Annotated in this window: 23 protein-coding genes and 2 pseudogenes; 12 read left to right on the top strand and 13 right to left on the bottom strand. The window is 74.0% G+C overall.

Features of this window, described 5'->3' with window-relative positions; all coding sequences use genetic code 11:
• Positions 1 to 84 precede the first annotated feature (84 nt).
• Both IE316_RS04525 and IE316_RS04520 read right to left on the bottom strand, forming a co-directional pair.
• Positions 85 to 1,794: a threonine/serine exporter family protein gene (locus IE316_RS04525; protein ID WP_190202812.1), complete on the bottom strand. Its 1,710-nt coding sequence runs from the start codon at positions 1,792 to 1,794 to the stop codon at positions 85 to 87.
• Between the two features lie 115 nt (positions 1,795 to 1,909).
• Positions 1,910 to 2,401, bottom strand: a complete 492-nt coding sequence (locus tag IE316_RS04520) for an inorganic diphosphatase (RefSeq protein ID WP_029381130.1) — start codon at positions 2,399 to 2,401, stop codon at positions 1,910 to 1,912.
• A gap of 79 nt (positions 2,402 to 2,480) precedes the next feature.
• Between IE316_RS04520 and dacB the strand changes: the two genes are divergently transcribed.
• From dacB to folE, 6 genes are all read left to right on the top strand, one after another.
• On the top strand, positions 2,481 to 4,055 hold the full coding sequence (dacB, locus tag IE316_RS04515) for a D-alanyl-D-alanine carboxypeptidase/D-alanyl-D-alanine endopeptidase (protein ID WP_190202811.1): 1,575 nt from the start codon (positions 2,481 to 2,483) through the stop codon (positions 4,053 to 4,055).
• A 65-nt stretch (positions 4,056 to 4,120) separates the two neighbouring features.
• Positions 4,121 to 5,254, top strand: a complete 1,134-nt coding sequence (locus IE316_RS04510) for an Rv3626c family coenzyme F420 biosynthesis-associated protein (RefSeq protein ID WP_190202810.1) — start codon at positions 4,121 to 4,123, stop codon at positions 5,252 to 5,254.
• 193 nt (positions 5,255 to 5,447) lie between these two features.
• Positions 5,448 to 6,740, top strand: a complete 1,293-nt coding sequence (gene tilS / locus IE316_RS04505; protein WP_190202809.1) for a tRNA lysidine(34) synthetase TilS — start codon at positions 5,448 to 5,450, stop codon at positions 6,738 to 6,740.
• Between the two features lie 78 nt (positions 6,741 to 6,818).
• Complete coding sequence (gene hpt, locus IE316_RS04500) at positions 6,819 to 7,379, top strand: hypoxanthine phosphoribosyltransferase (RefSeq protein ID WP_190203269.1); 561 nt, start codon at positions 6,819 to 6,821, stop codon at positions 7,377 to 7,379.
• Positions 7,380 to 7,565: 186 nt separating this feature from the next.
• On the top strand, positions 7,566 to 9,605 hold the full coding sequence (gene ftsH / locus IE316_RS04495) for an ATP-dependent zinc metalloprotease FtsH (protein ID WP_190202808.1): 2,040 nt from the start codon (positions 7,566 to 7,568) through the stop codon (positions 9,603 to 9,605).
• 123 nt (positions 9,606 to 9,728) lie between these two features.
• Positions 9,729 to 10,334, top strand: a complete 606-nt coding sequence (gene folE, locus IE316_RS04490) for a GTP cyclohydrolase I FolE (protein ID WP_190202807.1) — start codon at positions 9,729 to 9,731, stop codon at positions 10,332 to 10,334.
• A 29-nt stretch (positions 10,335 to 10,363) separates the two neighbouring features.
• Here folE and IE316_RS04485 read toward each other — a convergent pair whose 3' ends face one another.
• The 6 genes and pseudogenes from IE316_RS04485 to IE316_RS04460 all read right to left on the bottom strand — a co-directional run.
• The gene (locus IE316_RS04485; RefSeq protein WP_190202806.1) at positions 10,364 to 10,849 is read right to left on the bottom strand and encodes a DUF3180 domain-containing protein; all 486 of its coding nucleotides are present in this window, start codon (positions 10,847 to 10,849) and stop codon (positions 10,364 to 10,366) included.
• A gap of 63 nt (positions 10,850 to 10,912) precedes the next feature.
• Positions 10,913 to 11,524, bottom strand: coding sequence for a 2-amino-4-hydroxy-6-hydroxymethyldihydropteridine diphosphokinase (gene folK, locus IE316_RS04480; RefSeq protein WP_190202805.1), 612 nt, complete (start codon positions 11,522 to 11,524; stop codon positions 10,913 to 10,915).
• On the bottom strand, positions 11,521 to 11,880 hold the full coding sequence (folB, locus tag IE316_RS04475) for a dihydroneopterin aldolase (protein WP_190202804.1): 360 nt from the start codon (positions 11,878 to 11,880) through the stop codon (positions 11,521 to 11,523). Before folB ends, folK begins: the two co-directional genes overlap by 4 nt.
• 143 nt (positions 11,881 to 12,023) lie before the next feature.
• On the bottom strand, positions 12,024 to 12,527 hold the full coding sequence (locus IE316_RS04470) for a nuclear transport factor 2 family protein (protein WP_190202803.1): 504 nt from the start codon (positions 12,525 to 12,527) through the stop codon (positions 12,024 to 12,026).
• 239 nt (positions 12,528 to 12,766) lie between these two features.
• Positions 12,767 to 13,630: pseudogene (gene folP / locus IE316_RS04465) on the bottom strand (dihydropteroate synthase); the annotation flags it as partial.
• A 41-nt stretch (positions 13,631 to 13,671) separates the two neighbouring features.
• Positions 13,672 to 14,658, bottom strand: a pseudogene (locus tag IE316_RS04460) (phosphatidylglycerol lysyltransferase domain-containing protein); the annotation flags it as partial.
• A 408-nt stretch (positions 14,659 to 15,066) separates the two neighbouring features.
• Here IE316_RS04460 and IE316_RS04455 point away from each other — a divergent pair.
• Positions 15,067 to 16,359 (top strand): hypothetical protein, encoded by a 1,293-nt coding sequence (locus IE316_RS04455; protein ID WP_190202801.1) that lies wholly within the window; start codon positions 15,067 to 15,069, stop codon positions 16,357 to 16,359.
• Between the two features lie 30 nt (positions 16,360 to 16,389).
• Here IE316_RS04455 and IE316_RS04450 read toward each other — a convergent pair whose 3' ends face one another.
• Together IE316_RS04450 and IE316_RS35290 are read right to left on the bottom strand one after the other, a co-directional pair.
• Positions 16,390 to 17,685: a PH domain-containing protein gene (locus IE316_RS04450; protein ID WP_190203268.1), complete on the bottom strand. Its 1,296-nt coding sequence runs from the start codon at positions 17,683 to 17,685 to the stop codon at positions 16,390 to 16,392.
• 110 nt (positions 17,686 to 17,795) lie between these two features.
• Positions 17,796 to 18,362 (bottom strand): PH domain-containing protein, encoded by a 567-nt coding sequence (locus IE316_RS35290; protein WP_373311068.1) that lies wholly within the window; start codon positions 18,360 to 18,362, stop codon positions 17,796 to 17,798.
• 31 nt (positions 18,363 to 18,393) lie between these two features.
• Between IE316_RS35290 and IE316_RS04440 the strand changes: the two genes are divergently transcribed.
• Positions 18,394 to 19,545 carry an NADH-quinone oxidoreductase subunit D gene (locus tag IE316_RS04440; protein ID WP_190202799.1) on the top strand — a complete coding sequence of 384 codons (1,152 nt, stop codon included), beginning with the start codon at positions 18,394 to 18,396 and terminating at the stop codon, positions 19,543 to 19,545.
• Here the strand turns inward: IE316_RS04440 and IE316_RS04435 are convergent.
• On the bottom strand, positions 19,510 to 20,631 hold the full coding sequence (locus IE316_RS04435; RefSeq protein ID WP_190202798.1) for an SAM-dependent methyltransferase: 1,122 nt from the start codon (positions 20,629 to 20,631) through the stop codon (positions 19,510 to 19,512). The two genes, IE316_RS04440 and IE316_RS04435, sit on opposite strands and share 36 nt — an antisense overlap.
• Positions 20,632 to 20,759: 128 nt before the next feature.
• Here IE316_RS04435 and IE316_RS04430 point away from each other — a divergent pair, with 128 nt between their 5' ends.
• The 3 genes from IE316_RS04430 (at position 20,760) to IE316_RS04420 (ending at position 23,390) form a co-directional block, all read left to right on the top strand.
• Positions 20,760 to 21,962, top strand: a complete 1,203-nt coding sequence (locus IE316_RS04430; protein WP_190202797.1) for a sensor histidine kinase — start codon at positions 20,760 to 20,762, stop codon at positions 21,960 to 21,962.
• Between the two features lie 80 nt (positions 21,963 to 22,042).
• A complete protein-coding gene (locus IE316_RS04425) occupies positions 22,043 to 22,717 on the top strand; it encodes a response regulator transcription factor (protein ID WP_190202796.1) in 675 nt (224 codons plus the stop codon).
• Positions 22,718 to 22,757: 40 nt separating this feature from the next.
• Positions 22,758 to 23,390, top strand: a complete 633-nt coding sequence (locus IE316_RS04420; RefSeq protein WP_190202795.1) for an AAA family ATPase — start codon at positions 22,758 to 22,760, stop codon at positions 23,388 to 23,390.
• Positions 23,391 to 23,462: 72 nt separating this feature from the next.
• Here IE316_RS04420 and IE316_RS04415 read toward each other — a convergent pair whose 3' ends face one another.
• Positions 23,463 to 24,569: a DUF5937 family protein gene (locus tag IE316_RS04415; RefSeq protein ID WP_190202794.1), complete on the bottom strand. Its 1,107-nt coding sequence runs from the start codon at positions 24,567 to 24,569 to the stop codon at positions 23,463 to 23,465.
• A gap of 155 nt (positions 24,570 to 24,724) precedes the next feature.
• Between IE316_RS04415 and IE316_RS04410 the strand changes: the two genes are divergently transcribed.
• Positions 24,725 to 24,964 carry a hypothetical protein gene (locus IE316_RS04410; RefSeq protein WP_190202793.1) on the top strand — a complete coding sequence of 80 codons (240 nt, stop codon included), beginning with the start codon at positions 24,725 to 24,727 and terminating at the stop codon, positions 24,962 to 24,964.
• Between the two features lie 35 nt (positions 24,965 to 24,999).
• Here IE316_RS04410 and IE316_RS04405 read toward each other — a convergent pair whose 3' ends face one another.
• Positions 25,000 to 26,196: a threonine aldolase family protein gene (locus tag IE316_RS04405; protein ID WP_229910189.1), complete on the bottom strand. Its 1,197-nt coding sequence runs from the start codon at positions 26,194 to 26,196 to the stop codon at positions 25,000 to 25,002.
• Positions 26,197 to 26,289: the final 93 nt, after the last annotated feature.

The raw sequence follows: 26,289 nt of genomic DNA, 5'->3' as shown, positions 1-26,289 counted from the left end.
GCGCGACAAGCCACGATGCACCCGCACCCGCCGACGCACACCGCCCCCCGCCCCTAAGGCGCCCCCCGCCAGGGACGCGCCCGGCTAAAACCCCCGCGTCCGCTTGGCCGCCCGCCGCCCCTCCGCACTCGCACTCCCCGGCACCTTCAAAAACAGCCGCGAGATCTCCGACCCGAGGTTCACCCCGATGGCGATCGCCATCGCCAGCGCCACCGCCTTCGTCAGCGACACCAGCCCCCGGTCCACCTCGCTCTGCGCGATCGCCAGCAGCCCGAAGTACGTCGCCGACCCCGGCAGCAGCGGCCCGATCGCCGCCGTCGTGTAGGGCAGCGCGGAGGCGAACCGGTACCGCGACATGAGCTGGCCGAACAGCCCCACCAGCCCCGCCGCCGCGGCCGTGGACGCCACCGGCGAGATATCGCCCGCGTAGTGCATCGCGCCGTACACGCACCACGCCACGCCCCCGTTGAGGGTCACCGCCAGCACGGTGGACCGCTCCTGCTGGAGCAGCACGGCGAAGGCCAGCGACAGCAGCATCGAGGCGATGATCTGCACGACCGGCTGGTCGCCGGTGCCCAGCGCCGCGTCCGGGTTGAGCTTGGCGCCGAGCTGGACGCCGAAGTACAGCACCAGCAGCACCCCGGCGACGATGCTGACGAAGAAGTACAGCACCTCCAGCAGCCGCGCGGAGGCGGTGATGTAGAAGCCGGTCAGACCGTCCTGCACCCCCGCGACCAGCGCCCGCCCCGGCAGCAGCGCGAACAGCCCACCGGTGATCACCGCCGACGCCTTCACCTCCACGTGCGTCAGCGTCAGCGCGATCCCGATCGCGGCCGGCGGCATCGCGGCCACCGCGAACTGGTAGAACTCCGGCAGCCCGCGCCCCGCGCACAGCCACGCCAGCCGGTCGCCCAGCATCGCGCCGAGCAGCGCCGCCACGAACACGATCGCGTCACCGCCGACCAGCAGCGAGGCCGCGCCCGCCAGCAGACCGCTGGCCGAGGTCAGCACCCAGGTCGGGTACGGGTGCCGGTTGCGGCGGATCTCCGCCAGCCGCCGGTACGCCTCCTCCAGCGAGATGTGCGTGTCCGGGTCGCTGAGGTCGTCCACCAGCCGGAAGACGGCCGCGAGCCGGGTGTAGTCGGTGCCCCGGCGGCGTACCGTCCGCGAGGCCGTCACCGGGTCCTCCACCAGCGACGGCTGGTGGGAGACGGACAGCAGCGTGAAGGTGACGGTCGGCTCGCAGCGGTCCAGACCGTACGAGCGGCAGACCGCGAACATCGCGGCCTCCACGTCCTCGGCCCCCTCGCCGCCCGCGAGCAGCAGCTCGCCGATACGCAGCGTGAGGTCGAGCACCCTCGGCACGGCGGGTCCGGTGTCGTCGTCGTGGCGCTGCGGGGTCTCCGGGGCGGGCCGCTCGGTCACCGGCATCCGCAGCATCGTGCGCATCCGGTCCTGCCAGGGCACGTCCTTGGCGAGGTTCACCGCGGGTGTGCCGGCCGGCGGGGTGACGGCGGAGGGGGCGTGCTGCGGGCTGTAGGCGGCCGGGGTGCTGAACGCCGAGCCCTCGGGCTCCGCGCCCGGATGGGACACGTCCAGCCCCTCGGGCAGGGCGAACTCCGATGTCGTCTCGGACTCGCTCGCGCCCGACCGGGGGACCGCCAGCCCCTGCGGCAGCGCGAACTCGGACGTCGTCGACGACTCGCCGTCGGCCGGGGCCGCGACCCCGCCGGGCTGGCGGTAGCCGCTTCTGGCCTCGTCCGACCGCGGCTTGCGGTCCTCCGCGTCCGTCACGTGCTCCTTGCTCCCTACGACCACAAGATCCAGTAACCCTCAGTATGCGCACCCAAACGCGAACGGGCCGCACGCGAAGGCGTGCGGCCCGTCGGCGACAGGGGTGGCGGAGGGCTCAGTGGCCGCCCTGCTCCTTGAAGCGCTTGTAGGAACGCTCGATCTCGGCCTCGGCGTCCGTACGGCCCACCCAGTTGGCGCCCTCGACCGACTTGCCGGGCTCCAGGTCCTTGTAGACCTCGAAGAAGTGCTGGATCTCCAGGCGGTCGAACTCCGACACGTGGTGGATGTCGCGCAGGTGCTCCACGCGCGGGTCGGTCGCCGGGACGCACAGCAGCTTGTCGTCGCCGCCGGCCTCGTCCGTCATCCGGAACATGCCGATCGCGCGGCAGCGGATCAGGCAGCCCGGGAACGTCGGCTCGTCGAGGATGACCAGCGCGTCCAGCGGGTCGCCGTCCTCGCCGAGGGTGTTCTCGACGAAGCCGTAGTCGGTCGGGTAGGCGGTCGAGGTGAACAGGCGGCGGTCCAGGCGGATACGACCGGTCTCGTGGTCCACCTCGTACTTGTTCCGCGAACCCTTCGGGATCTCGATCGTGACGTCGAACTCCACCGGACGCTCCTCCATGATCAGCACATAGTTCTGGTGGTTAAGTGTCCCTCACGCACGTGTGTGATCGCGAAAGGGGCTGGTGGTCGTGCCGGAGCTGAGGCCGTGGCGGGCCGCGAGACCGCGACTGGCGCGGGCCGCGGGCGCCGTACGTCCGCGTCTCACGCGCGCGGCGCGCGCCCTCGGACCGCGGGTCGCGCGGTTCGCACGGGCTACGGCACCGCGGCTCACCGGGCCGAAGACCTGGCAGTACACCGCGGGTGCCGCCACCGCCGGACTGGCCCTGGCCGCCGGGGTGGTGACCGCCGCGGGCCCCTGGGACTCCACGGGTCAGCGTACGGCCGAGCGGGACCGGGCCGTCGCCCTGGACCACACGGGTGGCGCAGATCACGGCCGCGGCCCCGGTACGGCGGGACCGCCCCGGCCCGCGCCCAGCGCCGGCGCCGTGCTGGCCGGCCTCGGCGGCACCTCCGCTCCGGCCCCCGCGGCCCCGCGCGGCGAAGCCCTGGCCGGCGTACTCGGCCCGCTGCTGGAGGACCCGGCGCTCGGCGCCCGGCACGCCGCCTCCGTCGTCGACCTCGCCACCGGAAAGCGCCTGTACGGCACCGCCGTCGGGACCCCGCTCACCCCCGCCTCCACCACCAAGATCGCCACCGCCGTCGCCGCCCTCGGCGCCCTGGGCCCCGACCACCGCCTGACCACCCGTACCGCCTACGAGGCCGACACCGGGGAACTCGTGCTGGTCGGCGGCGGCGACCCCACCCTCACCGCCCGGAAGAAGGCCAAGGGCCTCGCCTCCCTGCGCACCCTCGCCGACAAGACCGCCACCGCCCTGAAGAAACGTGACGTCAGGCGGGTGACGCTGTCGTACGACACCTCGCTCTACGCCGGCTCCGAGATGCACCCGATCGGGGTCAACGACAACCTCGCCCCCGTCACCGCCCTGATGGCCGACGAGGCCCGCACCGACGGCTCCACCAGCGGCCCCGCCCCGCGGGTGAGCGACCCCGCGGCCGACGCCGCCCGCACCTTCGCCGGGCTGCTGCGCGCGCACGGCGTGAAGGCGACGCCGCCGGGCCCGTCCAAGGCGACCGGCCGCGCCGACACCCTCGCCACCGTCGCCTCGCCGCCGCTGTCCGCGCTGGTCGAGCGGATGCTCACCAACAGCGACAACGACCTCGCCGAGGCCCTGCTGCGGCACACCGCCGTGGCCACCGGCAAGCGCGCCGACTTCGCGGGCGGCGCCGCGGCCCTCGCCGCCCGGCTGAAGCACCTCGGCCTGCCGGTCAAGGGCAGCGAGTTCCACGACGGCAGCGGCCTGGACCGCGCCGACCGCCTCACCGCCGGCCTGCTCACCGGGCTGCTCACCACCGCCGCCGACCCCGACCGGCCCGGCCTGCGCGCCGCCCTCACCGGCCTGCCGGTCGCCCACTTCACCGGCACCCTCGCCGACCGCTACCCCGACGGCGCCGCCGGGCTGGTGCGCGCCAAGACCGGCACCCTGACCGGCGTGAACACCCTCGCCGGCACCGTCGTCACCCGGGACGGCCGGACCCTCGGCTTCGCCTTCCTCGCCTCGGAGACCACCGACCCCCAGGCCGCCCAGGCAGCCCTGGACCGCCTGGCGAGCGCCCTCGCCGACTGCGGCTGCCGCTGACCGCCCCGGTTTCCCGGGACCCGCACGGCCTGCCCCCGGCGGCGGGCCTCACGTACGGTTGACGCATGACGAGCATCGGTGGTGCTGCATCTTCCGGGATGGTCGACTGGAACCTCGCGGTGGCGACCGCGACCCGCCTGGTACGGCCGGGCCCGGAGGTGAGCCGCGACGAGGCCCGCGCGGTCGTCGCGGAACTCCGCCGGCACGCCAAGGTCTCGGAGGAACACGTCCGGGCCTTCACCCGGATGGTCTCCGAGGAGGGCACCGACACCCCCGTCCTCGTCGTCGACCGGCCCGGCTGGGTCCGGGCCAACGTGGCCGGCTTCCGCGAGCTGCTCAAACCCCTGCTCGACAAGATGGAGCAGCGCCGCGGCTCCTCCCCGGGCGGCGCGGTGCTCGGCGCCGTCGGCGGCAAGGTCACCGGCGTGGAGCTGGGGATGCTGCTGTCCTTCCTGTCCTCCCGCGTCCTCGGCCAGTACGAGACCTTCGCCCCCGCCACCCGCGACCTGCCCGCCGGGCCCGACGGCGGCGGCCGGCTGCTCCTGGTCGCCCCCAACATCGTCCACGTCGAACGCGAACTGGAGGTCGACCCGCACGACTTCCGGCTCTGGGTCTGCCTGCACGAGGAGACCCACCGCACCCAGTTCACGGCCGTGCCCTGGCTCCGCGACCACCTGCGGGGCGAGATCCAGTCGTTCCTGGACGAGACCGACGTCGACCCGATGACCGTCCTCGAACGCGTCCGCGAGGCCGTCCAGACGCTCGCCGGGGGGCGCCCCGAGGGCGAGGAGGAGGACGGCGGCCGGTCCCTGGTCGAGCTGGTGCAGACCCCGGCGCAGCGCGAGATCCTCGGCCGCCTCACCGCCGTGATGTCCCTGCTGGAGGGTCACGCCGACTTCGTCATGGACGGCGTCGGCCCCGAGGTCGTGCCCACCGTCGGCGAGATCCGCGAGAAGTTCCAGCAGCGCCGCGCCAAGGGCGCCTCCCGCCTCGACCTGGCCCTGCGCAAGCTGCTCGGCCTGGACGCCAAGCTCCGCCAGTACCGGGACGGCGAGCGCTTCGTACGGGCCGTCGTCGACGAGGTCGGCATGGACGGCTTCAACCGGGTGTGGACCTCGCCCAACACCCTCCCCACCAAGGCGGAGATCGCCAAACCGGCGGACTGGGTCGCACGGGTGCACCGCAGGACCGAATCCTGAGGCGAAACGGAAGGGGAGTGAACAAAAACCGGCCGACGGCAGGCGAACGCCCCTCCAATCACCCGTCCGAGGGACCGTGGGGCACCGGCAGGCGTGCGATGCTCGGGGCACGACGCGTTTCTGTCACCATCTACACACTCTGCGTGACGGAAGCGCGCCAACCCCCCCGAAAACTTCATGAAGGGCACCGGACATGGGTCCCCATCCTGCGGTCGCGGCGATACGCCTGGCGGTCCGCCGCGTCCTCCACGACATCCTGACCGAACACCACAGCGACCCCGGGGCCGCCGTCGCCTTCCCGCCCGGCACCTCCGGCGCGTTCCCCGCCGCGTCCGGTGCCGGCCGCGCGGCCGGGGGCGCCCCCGAGATGCCGTCGGCGGGGCCGCGCGAGTTCCCGCTGGGGGCCCAGCGGGAGGTCCCGTCCGCCGGCTCCGGCGGGCTCGCCCGCGCGGGCTCCGGCGAGTTCCCGGCCGCGCACGAGGCGGGCCGCCCGGCCGCCCGGCAGGCGGGCCGCCCGGCGGGGCGGGCGGGCGCGCGGGACCTGGCGCCCGGGGCGACGATGGAGCGGCCGCCCGCGCCGCTGGTGCTCGTGGCGTGCTCCGGCGGCGCCGACTCCATGGCGCTCGCCTCCGCCCTCGCCTTCGAGGCCCCCCGGCTCGGCGTCCGGGCCGGCGGCATCACCATCGACCACGGCCTGCAGCCCGGCTCCGACCTGCGCGCCGAGGAGGTCGTGCTGCGCCTGCGCGCCCTCGGCCTGGACCCGGTGGAGTCCGCCACCGTGTCCGTCGGCCGCGACGGCGGCCCCGAGGCCGCCGCCCGCGACGCGCGCTACGCCGCCCTGGACGCCGCCGCCGAGCGGCACGGCGCTGCCGCCGTCCTGCTCGGCCACACCCGTGACGACCAGGCCGAGACCGTCCTGCTGGGCCTCGCCCGCGGCTCCGGCATCCGCTCCCTGTCGGGCATGGCCGCGGTCTCGGGGGCCGGCGGCCGCTACCGGCGCCCCTTCCTCCAGTTGGACCGGCAGACCGCCCGCAAGGCGTGCATGGTCCAGTCCCTGCCCGTCTGGGACGACCCGCACAACACCGACCCGGCCTACACCCGCTCCCGGCTGCGCCACGAGGGCCTGCCCGCCCTGGAGAAGGCCCTGGGCAAGGGCGTCGTCGAGGCCCTCGCCCGGACGGCCCAGCTCTCCCGGGACGACGCCGACGCCCTGGACTCCTGGGCCCGCGAGGCCGAGGCCGGGGTCCGGGACGGCGCCGGCCGCCTGGAGTGCGGCAAGCTCTACGCCCTGCCGCCCGCCGTACGCCGCCGGATCCTGCGCCGGGCCGCCATCGAGGCCGGCTGTCCGGCCGGTTCGCTGTTCGCCCGCCACATCGAGGAAGTCGACCGTCTGATCACGGGCTGGCGCGGCCAGGGAGCCATCAACCTCCCCGGCCGGGTCGTCGCCCGGCGGCAGGGTGGCAGACTGGTGATCCGGCAAGGCTGAATCCGGACCCCGGCGCGGGCCGCCCCAGGCGGAGCCGAGCGGGCGGCCCGGCCGGGGCCGGTGGGACGACCGAAAGTGATGCGGGTGGACGCGAAAGACATGGGCGCCGATCTCCAGCAGGTGCTCATCACCAAGGAAGAGATCGACGCGAAGCTGGCCGAGCTGGCCGCGAAGATCGACGCGGAGTACGCGGGCAAGGACCTGCTCATCGTCGGGGTCCTCAAGGGCGCGGTGATGGTCATGGCCGACCTCGCGCGGGCGCTGTCCACCCCGGTCACCATGGACTGGATGGCGGTGTCCTCGTACGGCGCGGGCACCCAGTCCTCCGGTGTGGTGCGGATCCTCAAGGACCTCGACACCGACATCAAGGGCCGGCACGTCCTGATCGTCGAGGACATCATCGACTCCGGACTGACCCTGTCCTGGCTGCTGTCCAACCTCGGTTCGCGCGAGCCCGCCTCGCTGAAGGTGTGCACGCTGCTGCGCAAGCCCGACGCCGCCAAGGTCGCCATCGACGTGGAGTGGGTCGGCTTCGACATCCCCAACGAGTTCGTCGTCGGCTACGGCCTGGACTACGCCGAGAAGTACCGGAACCTGCCGTTCGTCGGTACGCTCGCGCCCCACGTCTACGGCGGCTAGTGCGGCCCTTCGGCGGCATCGCGCCGGGCGCCGGGAACCCGGGCGGCCTTCGCGCCGTTGGAGGGTGCAGAGGGGAACGCCAGCCCTCCCGTGCCGCTTCGCGGTGCCAGGCTGGGGTACCGTCAGAAGAACTGTCTTATCAAACTCACTATGGCAGGAGGGACGGGGCGGCACCGCTCCGTGTGGATGGACGTGAAGCGATACTTCCGTGGGCCGGTCATGTGGATCGTGCTGGCCGTCCTTGCCGTGGTCGTGTTGATGCAGGTCGTCGGCTCGTCCGGCGGCTACAAGACGGTTGACACGGGCCAGGTCGTCCAGGCGATCAACCAGAACAAGGTCGAGTCGGCCAAACTGACCACCGGTGACGAGCAGACCATCAAGGTCCAGCTCAAGAGTGGCGAAAAGGTCGAGGGCAGCTCGAAGATCCAGGCGAGCTACATCGGCGATCAGGGCGTGGACATCGCCAACACGCTGCAGAACAAGTACCAGGACAAGCAGATCCCGGACGGCTACACGGTCTCGCCGTCGAAGCAGAACCCGTTCGTCGGGATTCTGATCTCCTTCATGCTGCCCCTGGTCCTCATCGTGATCATCTTCCTGTTCCTGATGAATCAGATGCAGGGCGGCGGCTCCCGGGTCATGAACTTCGGCAAGTCCAAGGCGAAGCTCATCACCAAGGACACCCCGAAGACGACGTTCTCGGACGTCGCCGGGTCGGACGAGGCCGTCGAGGAGCTGCACGAGATCAAGGAGTTCCTCCAGGAACCGGCCAAGTTCCAGGCCGTCGGCGCCAAGATCCCCAAGGGCGTACTGCTCTACGGGCCCCCCGGCACCGGCAAGACGCTGCTCGCGCGGGCCGTGGCCGGCGAGGCGGGCGTCCCGTTCTACTCGATCTCGGGTTCCGACTTCGTCGAGATGTTCGTCGGTGTCGGTGCCTCCCGGGTCCGTGACCTCTTCGAGCAGGCCAAGGCGAACGCCCCGGCGATCGTCTTCGTCGACGAGATCGACGCGGTCGGCCGCCACCGCGGCGCCGGCCTCGGCGGCGGTCACGACGAGCGCGAGCAGACGCTGAACCAGCTCCTGGTGGAGATGGACGGCTTCGACGTCAAGGGCGGCGTGATCCTCATCGCCGCGACGAACCGGCCCGACATCCTCGACCCGGCGCTGCTGCGCCCCGGCCGCTTCGACCGGCAGATCGCCGTCGACCGCCCGGACATGCAGGGCCGGCTGGAGATCCTCAAGGTCCACCAGAAGGGCAAGCCGGTCGCCCCGGACGTCGACCTGGCGGCCGTCGCCCGGCGCACCCCCGGCATGACCGGTGCCGATCTGGCCAACGTGCTGAACGAGGCCGCCCTGCTGACGGCCCGCAGCGACCGCAAGCTGATCGACAACCACATGCTGGACGAGGCGATCGACCGCGTGGTGGCCGGACCGCAGAAGCGGACCCGGATCATGTCGGACAAGGAGAAGAAGATCACCGCGTACCACGAGGGCGGACACGCCTTGGTCGCGGCGGCCTCACCGAACTCCGACCCGGTCCACAAGATCACCATCCTGTCCCGGGGCCGGGCCCTGGGCTACACGATGGTGCTCCCGGACGAGGACAAGTACTCGACCACCCGCAACGAGATGCTCGACCAGCTCGCCTACATGCTGGGCGGCCGGGCGGCCGAGGAACTGGTCTTCCACGACCCGACCACCGGTGCCGCCAACGACATCGAGAAGGCCACCGGCCTGGCGCGGGCCATGGTCACCCAGTACGGCATGACCGAGCGGCTCGGCGCCATCAAGTTCGGCGGCGACAACACCGAGCCGTTCCTCGGGCGGGAGATGGCCCACCAGCGCGACTACTCGGAAGAGGTCGCCGCGCTGGTCGACGAAGAGGTCAAGAAGCTCATCGAGACCGCGCACAACGAGGCGTGGGAAATCCTGGTCGAGAACCGCGACGTCCTCGACAACCTGGTCCTGGCCCTCCTGGAGAAGGAGACCCTGGGCAAGGAGGAGATCGCCGAGATCTTCGCGCCGATCGTCAAGCGTCCGCCGCGCCCGGCGTGGACCGGCTCGTCCCGGCGTACGCCGTCCACCCGTCCGCCGGTGCTCTCCCCCAAGGAGCTGGCCCTGACGAACGGGGCGAACGGCAGCACGGCGTCGATCACCGCCAAGAGCACCACGGTGGAGCCCGCCCCGGCTCCCGAGCGGGCTCCGGAGGACCGTCCGGAGAGCTGAGCACGGCTCGCCGGCGGGCCCGTACCGGCCCGGAATGATGGCCGCGTCCCCCAGGTTCTAGCCTGGGGGACGCGGCATTCGGCCATTTCCGGGCCGTGCACGACAGACAGGAACGAGGCAGAGATGACCGACCCCGTGACGCTGGACGGCCAGGGCCGGATCGGCGAGTTCGACGAGAAGCGCGCGGAGAGCGCGATCCGCGAACTGCTGATCGCGGTCGGCGAGGACCCGGACCGCGAGGGTCTGCGGGAGACGCCGGCCCGGGTGGCACGGGCGTACAAGGAGATCTTCGCCGGGCTGTGGCAGGAGCCCGAGGACGTGCTGACCACGACGTTCGACCTCGGCCATGACGAGATGGTGCTGGTCAAGGACATCGAGGTGTACTCGACGTGCGAGCACCACCTGGTGCCGTTCCGCGGGGTCGCGCACGTCGGCTACATCCCGTCCACCAGCGGCAAGATCACCGGGCTGTCCAAGCTGGCCCGTCTCGTGGATGTCTACGCCCGGCGTCCGCAGGTGCAGGAGCGGCTCACCACGCAGATAGCGGACTCCCTGATGGAGATCCTGGAGCCGCGCGGCGTGATCGTCGTGGTGGAGTGCGAGCACATGTGCATGTCGATGCGCGGCATCCGCAAGCCCGGTGCGAAGACCCTCACCTCGGCGGTGCGCGGCCAGTTGCGGGACGCGGCGACGCGCGCGGAGGCGATGAGCCTCATCATGGCCCGCTGACACCCGACGGGGCGGGCACCCGCGCGGCGCTACGCCGCCGGGGCCGCGCCCGGGGTGTCGTCGTCGTCCTCGGGGAGCCGGCAGACCCGCTCCAGGAACATGGCCGCCGCTATGACGGCGATGCCGGCCACGACCGAGCTGCCGGCGTAGATCGCCTGGTCGCGGCGGGCGGGGATCTCCAGGGACTCCAGCAGGAAGACGGCCGTGCCGCCGTACATCCCGGCGACCAGGGCGGCGACCAGGGCGCTGGCCTGTCCGAAGACGACGGCGCGGGCGGCCATCAGCGGGTCGACGCCCTTGGCGCCGGGCACCCGGTCGCGCTGGGCGCGCAGCCGGGCGCGCAGGGACAGGGCGATGGCCAGCAGGATCGCGGCGATCGCCGCCAGGACCAGGGGGGCGGCGAGGGGGACGCTGGGCAGCGTCCCGACCGAGTTCCACAGGCGGGCGCCCGCCCAGGACAGGACCGCGGCGACGGCGAACACGCCGGCCAGCGTCCTGATGCGCAGCTCTTTCACGGTGTCCCTTCGGTTCCCCGCACGTGGCCGGGCGACGCGGGTGGTCGTGTTCGACCTTAACGACTACTCGGGCAGCCGGAGTTCCAGGTCGGCGCGGGGGGCGACGCCGTCCCGGGTCACCGTGTCCAGCAGGTCGGCGACCGGGCCGTGGCCGGGGAGCTGGGCGCCGGGGTCCAGGTCGTGCCAGGGGGCGAGGACGAAGGCGCGCTCGTGGGCCCGGGGGTGGGGCAGGGTGAGCCGCGGGTCGTCGGAGACCACGTCGGCGTAGGCGACGATGTCGACGTCGAGGGTGCGCGGGCCCCAGCGCTCGTCGCGGACCCGGTGGAACGCCTCCTCGACGGCGTGCGCCCGCTCCAGCAGGGAGGACGGGGGCAAGGTGGTCTTCAGCACCACGACCGCGTTGTAGTACGACGGCTGGGTGCCGGGCTCGACGCCCCACGGCTCGGTCTCGTAGACCGGGGAGACCCCTTTGACGCGGACGCCCGGGGTGTCCTCCAGCGCGTCGATGGCGCCCTGGAGGGTCTCCAGGCGGTTGCCGAGGTTGGCGCCGAGGGAGAGGACCGCGCGCCGGGGGTTGGACAGGGTGGTGTCGGCCGCGTCGACCTGCTCGACGACCGAGGCGGGCACCGGCTGGACGATCGGGTCACTGGGGCCCTGGGCGAACGGGACGCTCATACTCGGCTCCGGGTGATGGTGACGGTCACGTCGTCGAAGGGGACGGTGATCGGGGCGTCCGGCTTGTGGACGCGGACCTCGACCTCCTGGACCCCCTCGTGCTTCAGGCAGACCTGGGCGATGCGCTCGGCCAGCGTCTCGACGAGGTTGACGGGCTCGCCCTCGACGACGGCCACGACCTCCTCCGCCACGATGCCGTAGTGCACGGTCTTGGTCAGGTCGTCGTCGGCCGCGGCCGGACGGGTGTCCAGGCCAAGGACGATGTCCACGAGGAAGGTCTGGCCCTCCTCGCGCTCCTTGGGGAACACGCCGTGGTACCCACGGCCCTTCAGGCCGCGCAGCGCGACACGATCCACCCGAATCACTCCTGCAGTCGTCGGTCTCGGCCGGTCGGTGCCGGGTGCGGGCGGCACACCGGCCATGGTCGAATCTACCCGCGGGCACTGACAGCGCCGGGCCTCGGGGCCGCGGGAGGGGTGCCTTCCGGCCGCATACCCACTCAGGAGGGCGACTCCTCGCCCTCCTCCTCGTCGGTTTCGGCGAGCACCGGGGAGGCGTGGTGCGACCAGAGCTTCCAGCCGTCGGCGGTGCGCCGGAACACGTTGGTGGCGACCACGAGCTGGCCGACCAGCGGGCCCAGCTCGTCGCCGTCGTCGGGGGCGGGGCCGCCGCTGAGGATGTTCTCCGTGCAGGTCACCACGGCGGTGTCGCCGGTGACGGAGACATGCGTGTCGGTGAGGAAGAACTGGATGTAGTCGGTGTTCGCCATGATCAGCGCGTACGACCTCAGCACCTCGCCGCGGCCGGTCAGCACCGGCCAGCCCGGGTGCACGCAGGAGATCACGCCGGTGTCCGCCGGGTCGTGGTACGACTCGTCGACGCCCAGGTCGGACGGGGTGAGCCAGAGCGAGGTGAGCCGTTCGAAGTCGCCGGACTCCTGGGCCTCGTAGTAGGCGGCGTTGGCGGCCTCGACCTCTTCGACGTCGAGGTGGGGGGCGCTCACCGGGTTCCTTCGGCGGGGCGGGGCGTGGTGCGGGCGGGGGTGTTCGGGGGTGCGGCGGGGGGCTCGGGGGTTCCGGGGGGCGCGGGGGCGTCGGCGTGCGCGGGGGCCTCGGGGGGCGTGGGCGCTTCGGCGTGCGCGGGGGCCTCGGTTTCGGCGTGCGGTGCGTTGTGCGCGTGCGGTGCGGCTGCGGCGTCGGATGTGTCCCGCGCGTGCGGTGCGGTTCCGGAGTGCGGGGTCGTCCGCGCGTGTGCTCCCTCGATGGCGCGGGCGACGCGTACCGCGTCCGCCGTGGCGCGGACCTCGTGCACGCGCACCGCCCAGGCGCCGGCCTGGGCGGCGAGCGCGGAGACGGCGGCGGTGGCGGCGTCGCGCTCCCGCGCGGGCGGCGGGGAGCCGCCGGGACCGGCGAGGACCCGGCCGAGGAACCGCTTGCGGGAGGCGGCGACCAGGAGCGGGTGGCCGAGGCCCAGCAGGCGGTCGAGGTGGGCCAGCAGCACCAGGTCGTGCTCGGCGTCCTTGGAGAAGCCGAGGCCGGGGTCGACGATCACGCGGTCGGGGGCGATGCCGCCCTCCAGGACGCTCTCCACGCGCGCGTGCAGTTCGCCGGTGACCTCGGCGACGACGTCGTCGTACGTCCCGCGCACGTTGCCCGCCGCCAGCAGGCCGCGCCAGTGCATGACCACGAAGGGGGCGCCGGCGTCCGCGACGACCGGGATCATGCGGGGGTCGGCGAGGCCGCCGGAGACGTCGTTGACCAGGGCCGCGCCCGCCGCGAGGGACCGCTCGGCGACGCTGGCGCGCATGGTGTCGACGGAGACGGTGACGCCCTCGGAGGCCAGTCCGCGCACCACCGGCACCACGCGCCGCAGTTCCTCGGCCTCGTCGACCCGGGTGGCACCGGGGCGGGTGGACTCACCGCCGACGTCGACCAGGTCGGCGCCCTCGGCGACCAGGTCCAGGCCGTGCTTGATGGCGGCCGTCGTGTCGAACCAGCGACCGCCGTCGGAGAACGAGTCGGGGGTGACGTTGACGACCCCCATGACCGCGCAGCGGTCCCATGCGGTCAGTCCCGCCACGTGGCGGCGGCCGGTTCGCTTGCTCATGCCTTCAGCGTAGGCCCAGGGGGTGCGGGGCAGCCCGCGAGGAGGCCGGTCTCCCGGGCCCACACCTCGCCGCCGGTGGCGGAGCAGCCCGTGACCGCCGGGGTCCAGGAGTGGGCGCGGGCCTCGTCCATGAACCGTTCGATGGCGCCGGGCCACGCCTCGACGTCCCCGACGGGGTCCCCGGCGGCCAGCATCACGCCGGCGACGACGCGGTACGTCACCGCCGCCCGGCCGCTGGGGGAGAAGACGACGCGTCCGTCGCGGCCGAGCGGGCGGTGCGGGCAGTTGTGCTCGGCGAGCAGGGCGCGCAGCCGGGCCGCGTCCGCCCGGTCCGCGCGGGCGGCGGGGTCCCGGGGGCGGAACGCCAGATGGAGGGTGCTGAGGGCGGTGAGCAGGCCCAGGGTGCCGAGGGAGAGGGCGACGGTGGCCGAGGCGGGGCCCCGGTAGGCGACCGGGCCCTCGACACCGAACAGGCCGTACAGGGCGTGGGTGAGGCGGTCGGCCAGGCTGGGGTCGCCGACGACGCGGTGCGGGTGGGCGCTGACGATCAGCAGGCCGAGGAGGACGGAACCGGCGCCCATCAGCACCAGGTGGGCCAGCGCCCGCCACCAGTTGCGCGGCCCCGGCGGGGCGGTGAACCGGTCGCGGTGGCGCAGCAGGGCCCACAGCAGCGCCAGGGGCACCAGCGCGGCCACCAGGGAGCCCTGGTGGCCGTACGCCACCGCCGCCCCGGCCGGCAGGACCAGTACGGCGGCCCGCCACGCGCGCCGCCGGCCGCGCCGCAGACCGTGCGCCAACTGGAGTGCCACCACCCCGGCGCCGAGCGCCCCGGCCGCCGCCGCCGGGCCGAACGCGTCGGGGAACACGGGGAGCAGGGAGGACAGTACGGGCGTAAGGCCGTCGCGGAAGGGCGGGAAGACGCCCGCGGCGATGTCCAGGAGGCCGGCCAGGGCGCAGGCCCTGCCGATCCTTCGGTGGACGGGTCCCGGAACCGTGCCCGACATTTCCTCATCCGTCCTGACAGACATCGCACCCTGTAGTTCTGCGAGGGACCCTGGGTCCGGTGCCGATCCGGGCATCCGGCGGCATTGCGCCCTCTAGGACGGTGTCCCGGGGGGCCGGGTTCACTCCCGTTCCGGATCGGGAAAGGGCGGGAGCGGTCTTCGGCACCGGGACCGGGGGGCTTTTTCCGGACGCCTTGGGTCGGGGAAATGGCCCGGTGATGTGACGGGCCGTCAGGGTGTCGGTGTCCGCGGTCAAAGCGGCGGTCAGGGCGCCTGTGCGCGGGGGCGGCGGACGAGCACCGGACGATCGCCAAAAATGATCTTGACCAAATGGCGCGGTGTTTCCTGATGCCCCGTGAACACTTCCGTTACGGCGGTGTTTTTACGAGACCGGGGCGCCAAGAAACGCCTACGCGCGGTAAGTTTCTGGCCATGCCACGTGGACGTCACCGCCATTCCCCGCCTCTGCACAGGCTGCTTCCCCCGTCGGCGATCGCAGGCGTCTCCGTCGTCTGCGCCCTCGGCCCCTGGGTGTTCACCGAGACGCCGGTGCTCCGCGCGCTGGCCGCCGCCGCCGCGGTGACCGCGATCACCGGCGCGGTCGTCATGCGGCACTGGGACACCCAGGCGGGCAAGCGCGTCGCCGACCTCACGCGCGCGCGGGCGAGCGACGAGTGGCGCTACGAGGAGCGGGTCGCCGAACTGGAGTCCGACCTGGAGGAGTCGCGCGAACTGCGCGGCAAGCTGGAACAGCGGCTGCGCGCCAAGCGCGCGGAACTGGCGAAGCTGCGCAACGAGCACGCCGCCCTGCTGCGCCGGTACGCCACGGCGGAGACCGAGCGGGCCAGCGCCCTGGAGGGCCGCCGCCTGCTGGAGAGGGAGACGGTGGCCCCCACGCCCGCCCTGCCGGCCGCGCGGACCTCCGGGGCGATGGAGATCCCGGGGCGCGTCTCCGAGGCGGCGGAAGAGGCCGTGGCGGCCCCGGAGGCCCGCACCGGCATCTTCTCCCCGGAGGGGTCGCGGCTGTTCCTGCGGGCCGGTGCGGCACTGGCGCGGCTCGGCGAGGGCGGTGAGCCGGCCGGGGGCGGTGCCGGGGACGCGCGCTCCGCCGGCGGCCGGGCCGAGGGCGACGGTGACGGCGGGGACGACGGCGACGGCGGAGGCGGCGGGGTCCGGGAGGCCGACGCGGCGGCCGAGCCCGTCTCCGAGGACGAGCCGCAGGAGCAGGACGGGACGGAGGACGGTACGGCGGGCGAGCGCGTCCACGACGAGCCCGACGGGACCGGTGGGCACGAGCGCGCCGCCGCCCCCGGGACGGACCGGCCGGACCGCTCGGACCGGTCCGCCCAGCCCGCGCAGCCCGCCCGGGGCGCCTCCGGGCACTTCACCGTGCCGACCGCCGTGGCCGTCGTCCCGGCCGCGCCGCCCGCGCGGCGACCGGTGGCCGAGGGCGGCTTCGACTTCTTCGGCAACAAGACCTCCGGTCCGTCCGGCCACGCGGACGACGGCGACGGCCCGGCGGCCGGGCGGAACGCGGACCTCGCCGACGAGGACCTCGCCGACGTGGTCGGCCAGGAGGCCCTCGCCCTGCACAAGGCCGAGGCCGAGGCCGGGTTCAAGGAGGCCGGCGCGGACGTCCGGGAGGCCGGCCAGGTGATCGACCTGACCGAGCACGACGAGACCGAGCAGATCGACCTGGACGGCCTGCGCAGCGCCGTCTCCTGACGACGGGGGACGCCGTCCCGCCGGGGCGGCTCAGTCCCCGGTCATCCACCGGTCCGGCCGCGCGTCGCGCCGCCCGGTGCGGGAGCGCTCCGCCTGGGCCCGCAGCAGCTCCGCCGCCTCCCCGGCGTCGCGCAGCTTCGCGGCGACCGTCTTGCCGGCGCCGGTGTCCACCCGGACGTCGGCGACCCGCGCCAGCCGCTGCCACGGCCCTTGAGTGAGCCGGACGCTCTGCACCTTGGCGTGCGGCACCAGCGCCAGGGAGCGCCGCAGCAGCCCGTACCGCGCGGCGAACACCGCGTCGGTGACGGCGAGCCCGTAACCGCGCCACCGCAGCGGCGCGCACCGCCAGGACCGGCGCGGCGGGCGGGACAGCGCCGCGGGCGGCGGCACGCTCACGCCGGGCAGCACGCGCGCGACGAGGGACTCGGCGATCCCGCGCGGGGCGACGGGCAGCAGCGCGGAGTTCGACGACCCGGCCACGTCCAGCTCGACCCGCACCCAGTCGCGCCGCCGCCACAGCAGCGGCTGGACGATCCGGACGGTCTGCACCCGGCCCGGCGGCACCGTCTCGTGGGTGCGGTCCAGCAGCCCCCGGTCGACCCGCAGCCCGTCCGGCGACTCGGCCACCGTCCAGTCGTACTCCGTCACGAACCGGCCCACCGTGTGCGCCCCCGCCGCGCCGGCCAGCGGTACGGCGGTGGCGAGGACCGTCCACAGGCTGTGGGTGGCCAGCCACAGCAGCACCGGTACGACGACGGCGGCGGCCAGCGTGCCCCAGGTCGCGCCGGTCAGCAGCAGCGAGACGGCGATGACGCCGGGCGGCACGTTCAGCAGCCGGGTCGACGGTGCCTCGCCGACCTCGTGGGCGGTCTCGGGCGCGAAACCGGCCGCCCGCGCGAGCAGCTCGGCGCGCAGCGCGCGTGCCTCGTCCGCGCCCAGGAACGCCAGTTCGTCCTTCTTGCCGGTGCCTATGACGTCGAGCCTGAGCTTGGCCACGCCCGCGACCCGGGCCAGCAGCGGCTGGGTGACGTCGATGGCCTGCACCCGTTCCAGCCGGATGTGCGCGGTGCGCCGGAACAGCAGTCCGGTACGGATGCGCAGTTCCGTGTCGGTCACCGCGAAGTGGGTGAACCACCAGGTCAGGAAGCCGTACAGGGCGGCGGCCGGGATGAGGACGGCGATGCCGATCAGCAGGCCCGTGGTGGTCAGCCGGGTGAGCTGGCGCTGCGCCTGGTCGGGGTCGTGCACCGCCCAGCCGACCAGCACCGCGACCGGCGCCCAGGCGCGCCTGAGGGGCGTGACGGGGTGCAGCCGCCGCTCGATCACGCCGCGTGCGGCGCCCGGGGCGGTGTCGGGGGCGGCTTCCGCGGGGGCGGCTTCCGCGGGGGCGGCGGTGCCGTTCGGGCCGTCGGCGTCGTTCTCGGAGCCGGTCACGGTCACAGGCCCGCCGACCTTGCCTCGCCCAGCTCGGTGAGCCGGTCGCGCAGCCGTTCCGCCTCGGCCGGGTCGAGGCCCGGGATCGTCGCGTCGGTCGCGGCGGCGGCCGTGTGCAACTGCACGCTGGCCAGCCCGAAGTGCCGCTCGACCGGCCCGGACGTCACCTCGACCAGTTGCATCCGCCCGTACGGCACGACCGTCTCCTCACGCCACAGCACGCCCCGGCTGATCAGCAGATCGTCGGCGCGCTCGGCGTACCGCCAGGAGCGCCAGTTGCGCTCCAGCAGCACCCAGCCCCAGGCCAGCGCCGCCAGGGGCAGCAGCGCGAAGGCCGCCCACGCCGGGCTGGCGAACACCCCCGGCAGCAGCCCTGCGGCGAGCGTCAGCAGCCCCAGCCACACCACCAGCAGCAGCCGCCGCATCCGCAGCAGCCCCCGCGGCAGCCCGGTCCAGGCCGGGCCGTCCCCCGTGGCCGCCGCCCTATCCGTACCTGTGTCTGTGCCTGTGCCTTCGTCCGTACCCGTACTCGTACCCCTGCCCGTGCCCGGCGGGCTCCCCGTATCCATGAGGCCAGCGTACGTAGGGGAGACTGGGTCCATGACTCCTACGACGGAGACCATGGTCGGCATCGGCGGCGCCGCGGAGAGCACCGACATGGTGCTCAACATCGGGCCGCAGCACCCCTCCACGCACGGCGTCCTGCGGCTGAGGCTGCTGCTGGACGGCGAGCGCATCACCCGCGCGGAGCCCGTGATCGGCTATATGCACCGCGGCGCGGAGAAGCTGTTCGAGGCGCGCGACTACCGCCAGATCATCGTGCTCGCCAACCGCCACGACTGGCTGTCGGCGTTCTCCAACGAGCTGGGCGTCGTCCTGGCGGTCGAGCGGATGCTCGGCATGGAGGTGCCCGAGCGGGCGGTGTGGACGCGCACGCTGCTCGCCGAGCTGAACCGGGTGCTCAACCACCTGATGTTCCTCGGTTCGTATCCGCTGGAGCTGGGCGGCATCACCCCGGTCTTCTACGCGTTCCGGGAGCGCGAGGTGCTCCAGAACGTCATGGAGGAGGTCTCCGGCGGGCGGATGCACTACATGTTCAACCGCGTGGGCGGCCTCAAGGAGGATCTGCCGGCGGGCTGGACCGCACGCGCGCGTGCCGCCGTCTGCGCCGTACGGTCCCGCATGGACGTCTTCGACGACCTGGTGCTCGGCAACGAGATCTTCCGCGGGCGCACCCGGGGCGTGGGCGTGCTCAGCCCCGAGGCCGTGCACGCGTACGGGGTCAGCGGCCCGATCGCGCGTGCCTCGGGCGTCGACTTCGATCTGCGCCGCGACGAGCCGTACCTGGCGTACGGCGATCTCCAGGACGTGCTGGAGGTCGTCACCCGCGACGAGGGCGACTGCCTCGCCCGGTTCGAGTGCCTGCTGGCGCAGACGCACAACGCGCTCGACCTCGCGGAGGCGTGCCTGGACCGGATCGCCGAGCTGCCGCCCGGGCCGATCAACCAGCGGCTGCCCAAGGTGCTCAAGGCGCCCGAGGGGCACACCTACGCGTGGACCGAGAACCCGCTCGGCATCAACGGCTACTACCTGGTCAGCAAGGGCGAGAAGACGCCGTACCGGCTCAAGCTGCGGTCGGCCTCGTACAACAACATCCAGGCGCTCACCGAACTGCTGCCCGGGACGCTGGTCGCGGACATGGTGGCGATCCTCGGGTCAATGTTCTTCGTGGTCGGGGACATCGACAAATAGCCCGCCGACCCCGACGGGCTGCACCAGCCACCGGAAGCCGCCGAGCCCGCCCGGCGCGGTCAGCTCGGCGGCCTCACCGGCACGCGCGAGGGCCCGTACGTAGGCGGCGGGGTCGGTGGAGGCGAGGGCCAGCGGGGGACGGGCGCCGGTGACGCCCAGGGCGCGGAGCGCGTCGCGCTGGGGGAGCGTACGGGGGCGCGAGAGGGCGCTGTTCGGGGCGCGCACGCCCGCGCTCACGCCGGTCCCTGCGTCGGCGGCTGCGCCGGCGTCGGCCGCCGCCCCCGCCCCCGCCTCCGCGCACGCGTCCAGGGCCACGTGGGCCGTGATGTCGCAGGTGCCGTCGGGGACGGGCGGGGTCTCCCGGCCGTCCCGGAAGCCCGTCAGGGTGCCGAACGGCGGGCGGGCGGCGCGGGTGTGGGCGTAGTCGACGGCGACGGCGAGGCCGCGGTCCAGCGTCGTCACGGCGGCGGCCCAGGCCAGGTCGCGGGGGAGCCCGATCTCGGCCCGCAGCCCCGGCTCCGGCGGCAGCGGCCACCACCGGGCCAGCCACGCGGCCTCCGCCCCCTCCACCGGCTCCCCGAGCCGCTCGGCGCCGTCGTCCCGCACGAGCACCCGCCGGGGCACGCCCGCGGCGTCCACCTCGGCGACCTCCAGGGGGACGTTGTCCAGCCACTCGTTGGCGAACAGCAGCCCCGTGATCCCGCGCGGCGGCTCGGCACGCCACAGCACCGTCGGATCGAGGCCCTCGGGACGGTCGGCGAGCTCGACGGCGTACCCCCGCACGCGGGCGCGCACTCCGGCGGGCAGCGCGGCGAGCACCCCGGTGACCAGTTCGCCGCGCCCGGCCGCCATGTCCACGAAGTCCAGCTCCGCGGGCCGGCCCAGCGCCTCGTCGACCCGGCACAGCAGCCTCGCCACCGCCTCGGCGAACAGCGGCGACGCGTGCACGGACGTACGGAAGTGCGCGGCCGGACCGGCGGGTCCCCGGTAGAAGCCACCGGGCCCGTACAGCGCGTCCCGCGCCGCCTCGGCCCAGCCCCGCCAGCCCCCTGCGTCGTCTTTCGCCCCTCTGGTCCCAGCTTTCACCGGCTCAGGCTAGGGCAGCCTCAGCGCACGGGTGCGCGAGACCTCCACCTTGCGGAGTACGCGCGCCCACTGGGGATCGACCCTCCGGTTGACCCCTGCACCTATCCGGCTTCCCTACGCTGGGTTACGTGCAGCGCCTCTATGACTTCATCCGCAGGCACCCGACCGGGGTCGACAGCTTCTGGGCCCTCGTCCTGCTCGGGCTCACCCTGGTGTCCGCGGGCGCGAGTCAGGCGAACACCGGCACGGACGCCCCTTTCCTGATCATCCCGGTCGCCGTCCTGCTGTGCCTGGTGATCGCGCTGCGCCGACGCGTGCCGGAGCGGATGCTCGTCCTCGCGGGTGTCGTCGGCGTGGCGCAGTTGGCGCTGGACGTGTCCACCATGCCCGCCGACTTCGCCATGCTGGTGATCGTCTACACGGTGGCCGCGACCGGCGCCCGCTGGGCGTCCCGGCTGGCGCTGAGCGCGGGGCTGTGCGCGGCGCCGCTGGCGCAGTTGCGCTGGCCCAGCGGCGAGACGGGCGTCGCGGGCAATGTGGCGCTGACCGTCTTCCAGGCGGTGCCGTTCGCGCTGGCCTGGGTGCTCGGCGACTCCATCCGCACTCGCCGCGCGTACTTCGCGCAACTGGAGGAGCGCGCCGCCCGGCTGGAGAAGGAGCGCGAGGCGCAGGCCAAGGTCGCGGTCGCCGCCGAACGCGCCCGGATCGCGCGCGAGCTGCACGACGTGGTCGCGCACAACGTCTCCGTGATGGTGGTGCAGGCCGACGGCGCCGCCTACGTCCTGGACGCCGCGCCCGACCAGGCCAAGAAGGCCCTGGAGACCATCTCCTCCACCGGCCGCCAGGCCCTCGCCGAGATGCGCCGCCTGCTCGGCGTGCTGCGCACCGGCGAGCACCAGGAGGCCGGCGAGTACGTGCCGCAGCCCGACGTCCAGCAGATAGAGGACCTGGTCGAGCAGTGCCGGGGCTCCGGGCTGCCCGTCGACTTCAAGGTGGAGGGCACGCCCCGCCCGCTGCCCAGCGGCGTCGAGCTGACCGCGTACCGGATCGTGCAGGAGGCGCTGACCAACACCCGCAAGCACGCCGGGCCCGACGCGGGCGCCAGCGTCCGCCTGGTCTACTTCGACGACGGGCTCGGCCTGCTGGTCGAGGACGACGGCAAGGGCGCCCCGCACGAGCTGTACGAGGAGGGCGGCTTCGACGGCCGCGGCCACGGACTGATCGGCATGCGGGAACGGGTCGGCATGGTCGGCGGCACGCTGGACGCGGGCCCGCGCCCCGGCGGAGGATTCCGCATCAGTGCCCTGCTCCCGCTCAAACCCGCGCACTGACACACCGGCACACACGCGTGCCCGGCGTTGACACCTGTAACAAGCCCGCCAGTGACCACCCCGAGAACGGAAGAAACACGATGACGATCCGCGTCATGCTCGTCGACGACCAGGTGCTGCTGCGCACCGGGTTCCGGATGGTGCTCGCGGCCCAGTCGGACATGGAGGTCGTCGCGGAGGCGGGCGACGGCGTCGAGGCCCTGGAGGTGCTGCGTTCGACCGCCGTGGACGTCGTGCTGATGGACGTCCGGATGCCCAAGCTGGACGGCGTGGAGGCCACCCGCCGGATCTGCCAGGACCCGGACGCCCCCAAGGTGCTCATCCTGACCACCTTCGACCTCGACGAGTACGCGTTCTCCGCGCTGAAGGCCGGTGCCTCCGGCTTCATGCTCAAGGACGTGCCGCCCGGCGAACTCCTCACCGCCATCCGCTCCGTGCACAGCGGCGACGCGGTGGTCGCCCCCTCGACCACCCGGCGCCTGCTGGACCGCTTCGCGCCGATGCTGCCGAGCAGCGTCCAGCAGCCGCAGCACCAGGAACTGGCCCGGCTCACCGAACGCGAGCGCGAGGTGATGGTCCTGGTGGCGCAGGGCCTGTCCAACGGCGAGATCGCGGCCCGGCTGGTGCTGTCGGAGGCGACCGTGAAGACGCACGTGGGCCGCATCCTGACCAAACTGGGCCTCCGGGACCGCGTACAGGTGGTCGTCCTGGCCTACGAGACCGGGCTGGTACGGGCCGGCGGCGGACACGGCTGACCGGTCCCCGCGGCCGGTGCCGCGTCGATAGGGTCCGCACATGCTCCTGTGGATCAACGGCCCCTTCGGGGGCGGCAAGACACAGACCGCACACGAGATCCTGCGCCGCCTGCCGGGCAGCGTCGTCTGCGACCCCGAGCACGCCGGCTTCGGCCTGCGCCGGATGCTGCCGCCCGCGCTGCGGGGCGACTTCCAGGACCTGGTGTCCTGGCGGCAGGGCGTCGTGGAGGTCCTCGACCTGGCCCTCACCCGGCACGACGGCGTGGTGATCGTCCCCATGACCGTCACCGACTCCGGGTACTTCGCCGAGACCGTCGGCCGGCTGCGCGAACTCGGCCATGACGTCCGGCACTTCACCCTGCTCGCCGAGGCCGAGACCGTACGCAGGCGGCTGCGCGAGCGCGGCCTGAACCACCTCCTGTCGTACGCCGCCGGGAAGCGTCCCGGGCCGCGCGGGGAGAGCTGGGCCGAGCAGCGGCTCGACCACTGCCTGGCACGGCTGCGCGAACCGGAGTTCGCCGAGCACCTGTGGACGGACTGCACGACCGTGCCCAGGACCGCCGACCGCATCGCCGTCCTCGCCGGGCTGACGCTCCGGCCCAACCACGAGGGCCCCCTGCGGACGCGGCTGCGGCAGGCCGGGGTCGGGGTGCGGCACATCCGGTTCGACTGAACGACGCTCCCGCGCGGGGCCGCGGTACACCCGGTCCGGCCGACCGGCGCTCCCGCGCGGGGCGCCGCGCCGCTACCGGAGGATGCCCTCCAGGAAGTCGCTGCCCAGGCGGGCCACCACCGTCACGTCGAGCTGGTGCAGGACGTACCGCCCGCGGCGGCGGGTGATGAGCAGGCCCGCCTTCTTCAGCACGGCCAGGTGCCGGGATATCTCCGGCGGCGTCACGCCGTGCGCCTGCGCCAGCTCGCTGGTGGTGTACGCGCTGCGCCCCAGGTAACGGCAGATCCGCATCCGCACCGGGTGGGACAGCGCGGTCATCCGCAGGGCGAGCTGCTCGACCGACGGAGGGTCGGCCGGGTCCTGAGAGGCCACCGGGTAGTGCAGCACCGGCTGCCAGCCGTGCCGGTGCAGCACGGACAGGTGGGGCCAGCCGAAACTGGTCGGCAGGAGCAGCAGGCCGCCGTCCCCCGTCGTCGTACGCCCGTCGGCGAGCTTGTCGACCGTGATCCGCGCGGCCTCCTCGTCCAGCGTGACCGCCGGGGAGACCGCGGCCAGCGCCTCCGCCAGGCCCTTGCGGCGCAGCAGCTCCGTCTTGTGCCGGGCGTCCGCCGCGAGCTGGTGGCGCAGCCGGGACCAGGCGTCCGCGAAGAACGCCTCGTCGCAGTCGTCCAGGAACCCGCGCAGCCAGGCGCGGATGCGCGGCGGGTCGGTCAGCAGCCGCTCGGCGAACCGCAGTTGGCGCGGGCCCCGCGCGGCGGCCAGGTCCAGGGCGCGGCGGCGCGTCCCGGCGTCCGTCAGCGCCGACGACCCGGGTGTGCTGTACGCCAGGGCGCAGGTGAACTCCAGGGCCGCGTCGACGAACTGCTCGTCCGACAGCTTGTCCAGCAGGTCCAGGTCCTCGGCGAGGGTGGCGCCGGGCAGCGTGGTGCGGCCGGGGACGCCGGCGAACGGCATGAACAGGTCCGAGAACGTCGTCCGCCACAGGAAGTCGGCCTCGCTCATCCGGTCGGCCAGGTGCGAGTCGAGGCGGGCGGTGACGCCGGTGACCCAGCCCTGGAGACCGGGGTGGTGGCCCGGCTCGGACAGCGCGTGCAGCGCCATGCACAGCTCGGCCAGGGGCGAGGGCACGACGGTGACCCTCTCCGGCCGCAGCCCCGTGATGTCGATGCGTACGCTCATGCCCTCATGGTGCACCCCGCCACTGACAACGCCGTCCCGATTGACGTCCGCCGTCAATCGGCGCGACGCGGTCGCCGGGGCGCGGCAGGCTGGGAACACCGGGGCCCCGATCACCCTCCACGACCCGGGCTGTCCGTCCCGAGAGGCCGATCCCCATGAGCGTCACCCAGCAGTACCTCCTCGACACCTACCGCGCCCACCAGCTCGGCACGCCCCCGCCGCCCCCGCCCGGCACCCACGACCTGCGCGTGCTGCGCGCCGGGCGCGACGAACGCCGCTTCCGCGCGGTCATCGCCGGGCGCCCGGCCCGCGGACGCCTGCGGCACGCCCTGAGACATGCCCTGCGGCGCGCCCTGGGCCGGGTGTCGCCGGTCCGGGCGCGCTCCACGGGCTGACGCCGCGCTCCACGGGCTGACCCCTGACCGGCGGGTCACCCGCCGGCCGTCTCCTTCAAGCGCGCCGCGAAGTCCGCGACCGCCGCGCGGACGTCGTCCGCCGTCCACTCCAGGCCCGCCGCCGTCACGCTGACCTCCGTCATGGCGAGCCCGGGCCCCGGGGCGTCCCACGCGCGGGAGAACAGCAGCGTGTCCGACTCCTCGCCCTGCCGGACCGCCGCCTCGGCGACGGCGTCGGCGTCGTACGGCAGCCAGACCTGGAACTCGTGGGTGTGCGGCACCTCGGGGTGCACCCGCGCCCAGGGCAGCCCGGCCGCCGTGAGGCCCTCGCGCAGCGCGGCGGCCACCACGCGCGCGTGGGCCACGTACTCCGGCAGCCGGGGCAGCTCGCGGTCGAGGCCGGCCAGTGCCGCCAGGGCCGTCGGGAACTGCTGGAAGACCATGCCGCCGTAGCGGTGCCGCCAGGTCTTGGCCTCGTCGACCAGGGTGCGGGGCCCGGCCAGCGCGGCGCCGCCGAAACCGTCGAGGGACTTGTAGAACGACACGTAGACGCTGTCCGCCAGGCCCGCGATCTCCGCCAGGGAGCGGCCGAAGTGCGCGGTCGACTCCCACAGGCGGGCCCCGTCGAAGTGGACCACCGCGTCCCGCTCCCGCGCGGCGGCGACCACCTCGGTCAGTTCCTCCCAGGTCGGCAGCAGATAACCGGCGTCGCGCAGCGGCAGCTCCAGCATCAGCGTCCCGAACGGCTCCGGGAAGTCCCGTACCTCGTCGGCGGTGGGCTGCCGGGGCGCGCTGGTCAGCTCCACCGGCCGCAGGCCGCTGACCTGGCTGAGGGCGTCCCGTTCATGCACCTGGGGATGGCTGAGCGCGTGCAGGGCGACCACGGGGCCGCCGGTGCGGGCCGCCCAGCAGCGCAGGGCCACCTGCTGGGCCATCGTGCCGGTCGGGAAGAACGCGGCGGCCTCCGTGCCGAGCAGGCCGGCGGTGCGCCGCTCCAGCTCCTCGACGACGCCGTCGCCGTACATGTCGGCCGGCGCGTCCAGGTCGTACAGCTCCCCGGCGCCGTCCAGCACGGCCAGGCGCTCGCGCAGGGTGCCCTGGAAGCCCGGACGGGCCAGTACCCGCCGGGCGTCGCGCTGGGCGGCCACGCGCCGCTCCCGCAGCTCGCGCCGCCGCCCGGTCCCCGTGGCCCGTGCCGTCCGCCGGTCGTCCTGTCGCTCGGTATCGCTCATGCCCCGGATCATGCCGTGCGGCGCCCGGCCGGGGCACCCCGGTCCCGCCGGGCACGCGCGTGGGAGGCGGCTCGGCCCGGGACCGCGCCGCCG

This window comes from Streptomyces fumanus, assembly GCF_014655295.1.
Classification (GTDB): Bacteria; Actinomycetota; Actinomycetes; order Streptomycetales; family Streptomycetaceae; genus Streptomyces; species Streptomyces fumanus.
This window is presented reverse-complemented; position numbering and strand designations above follow the sequence as displayed.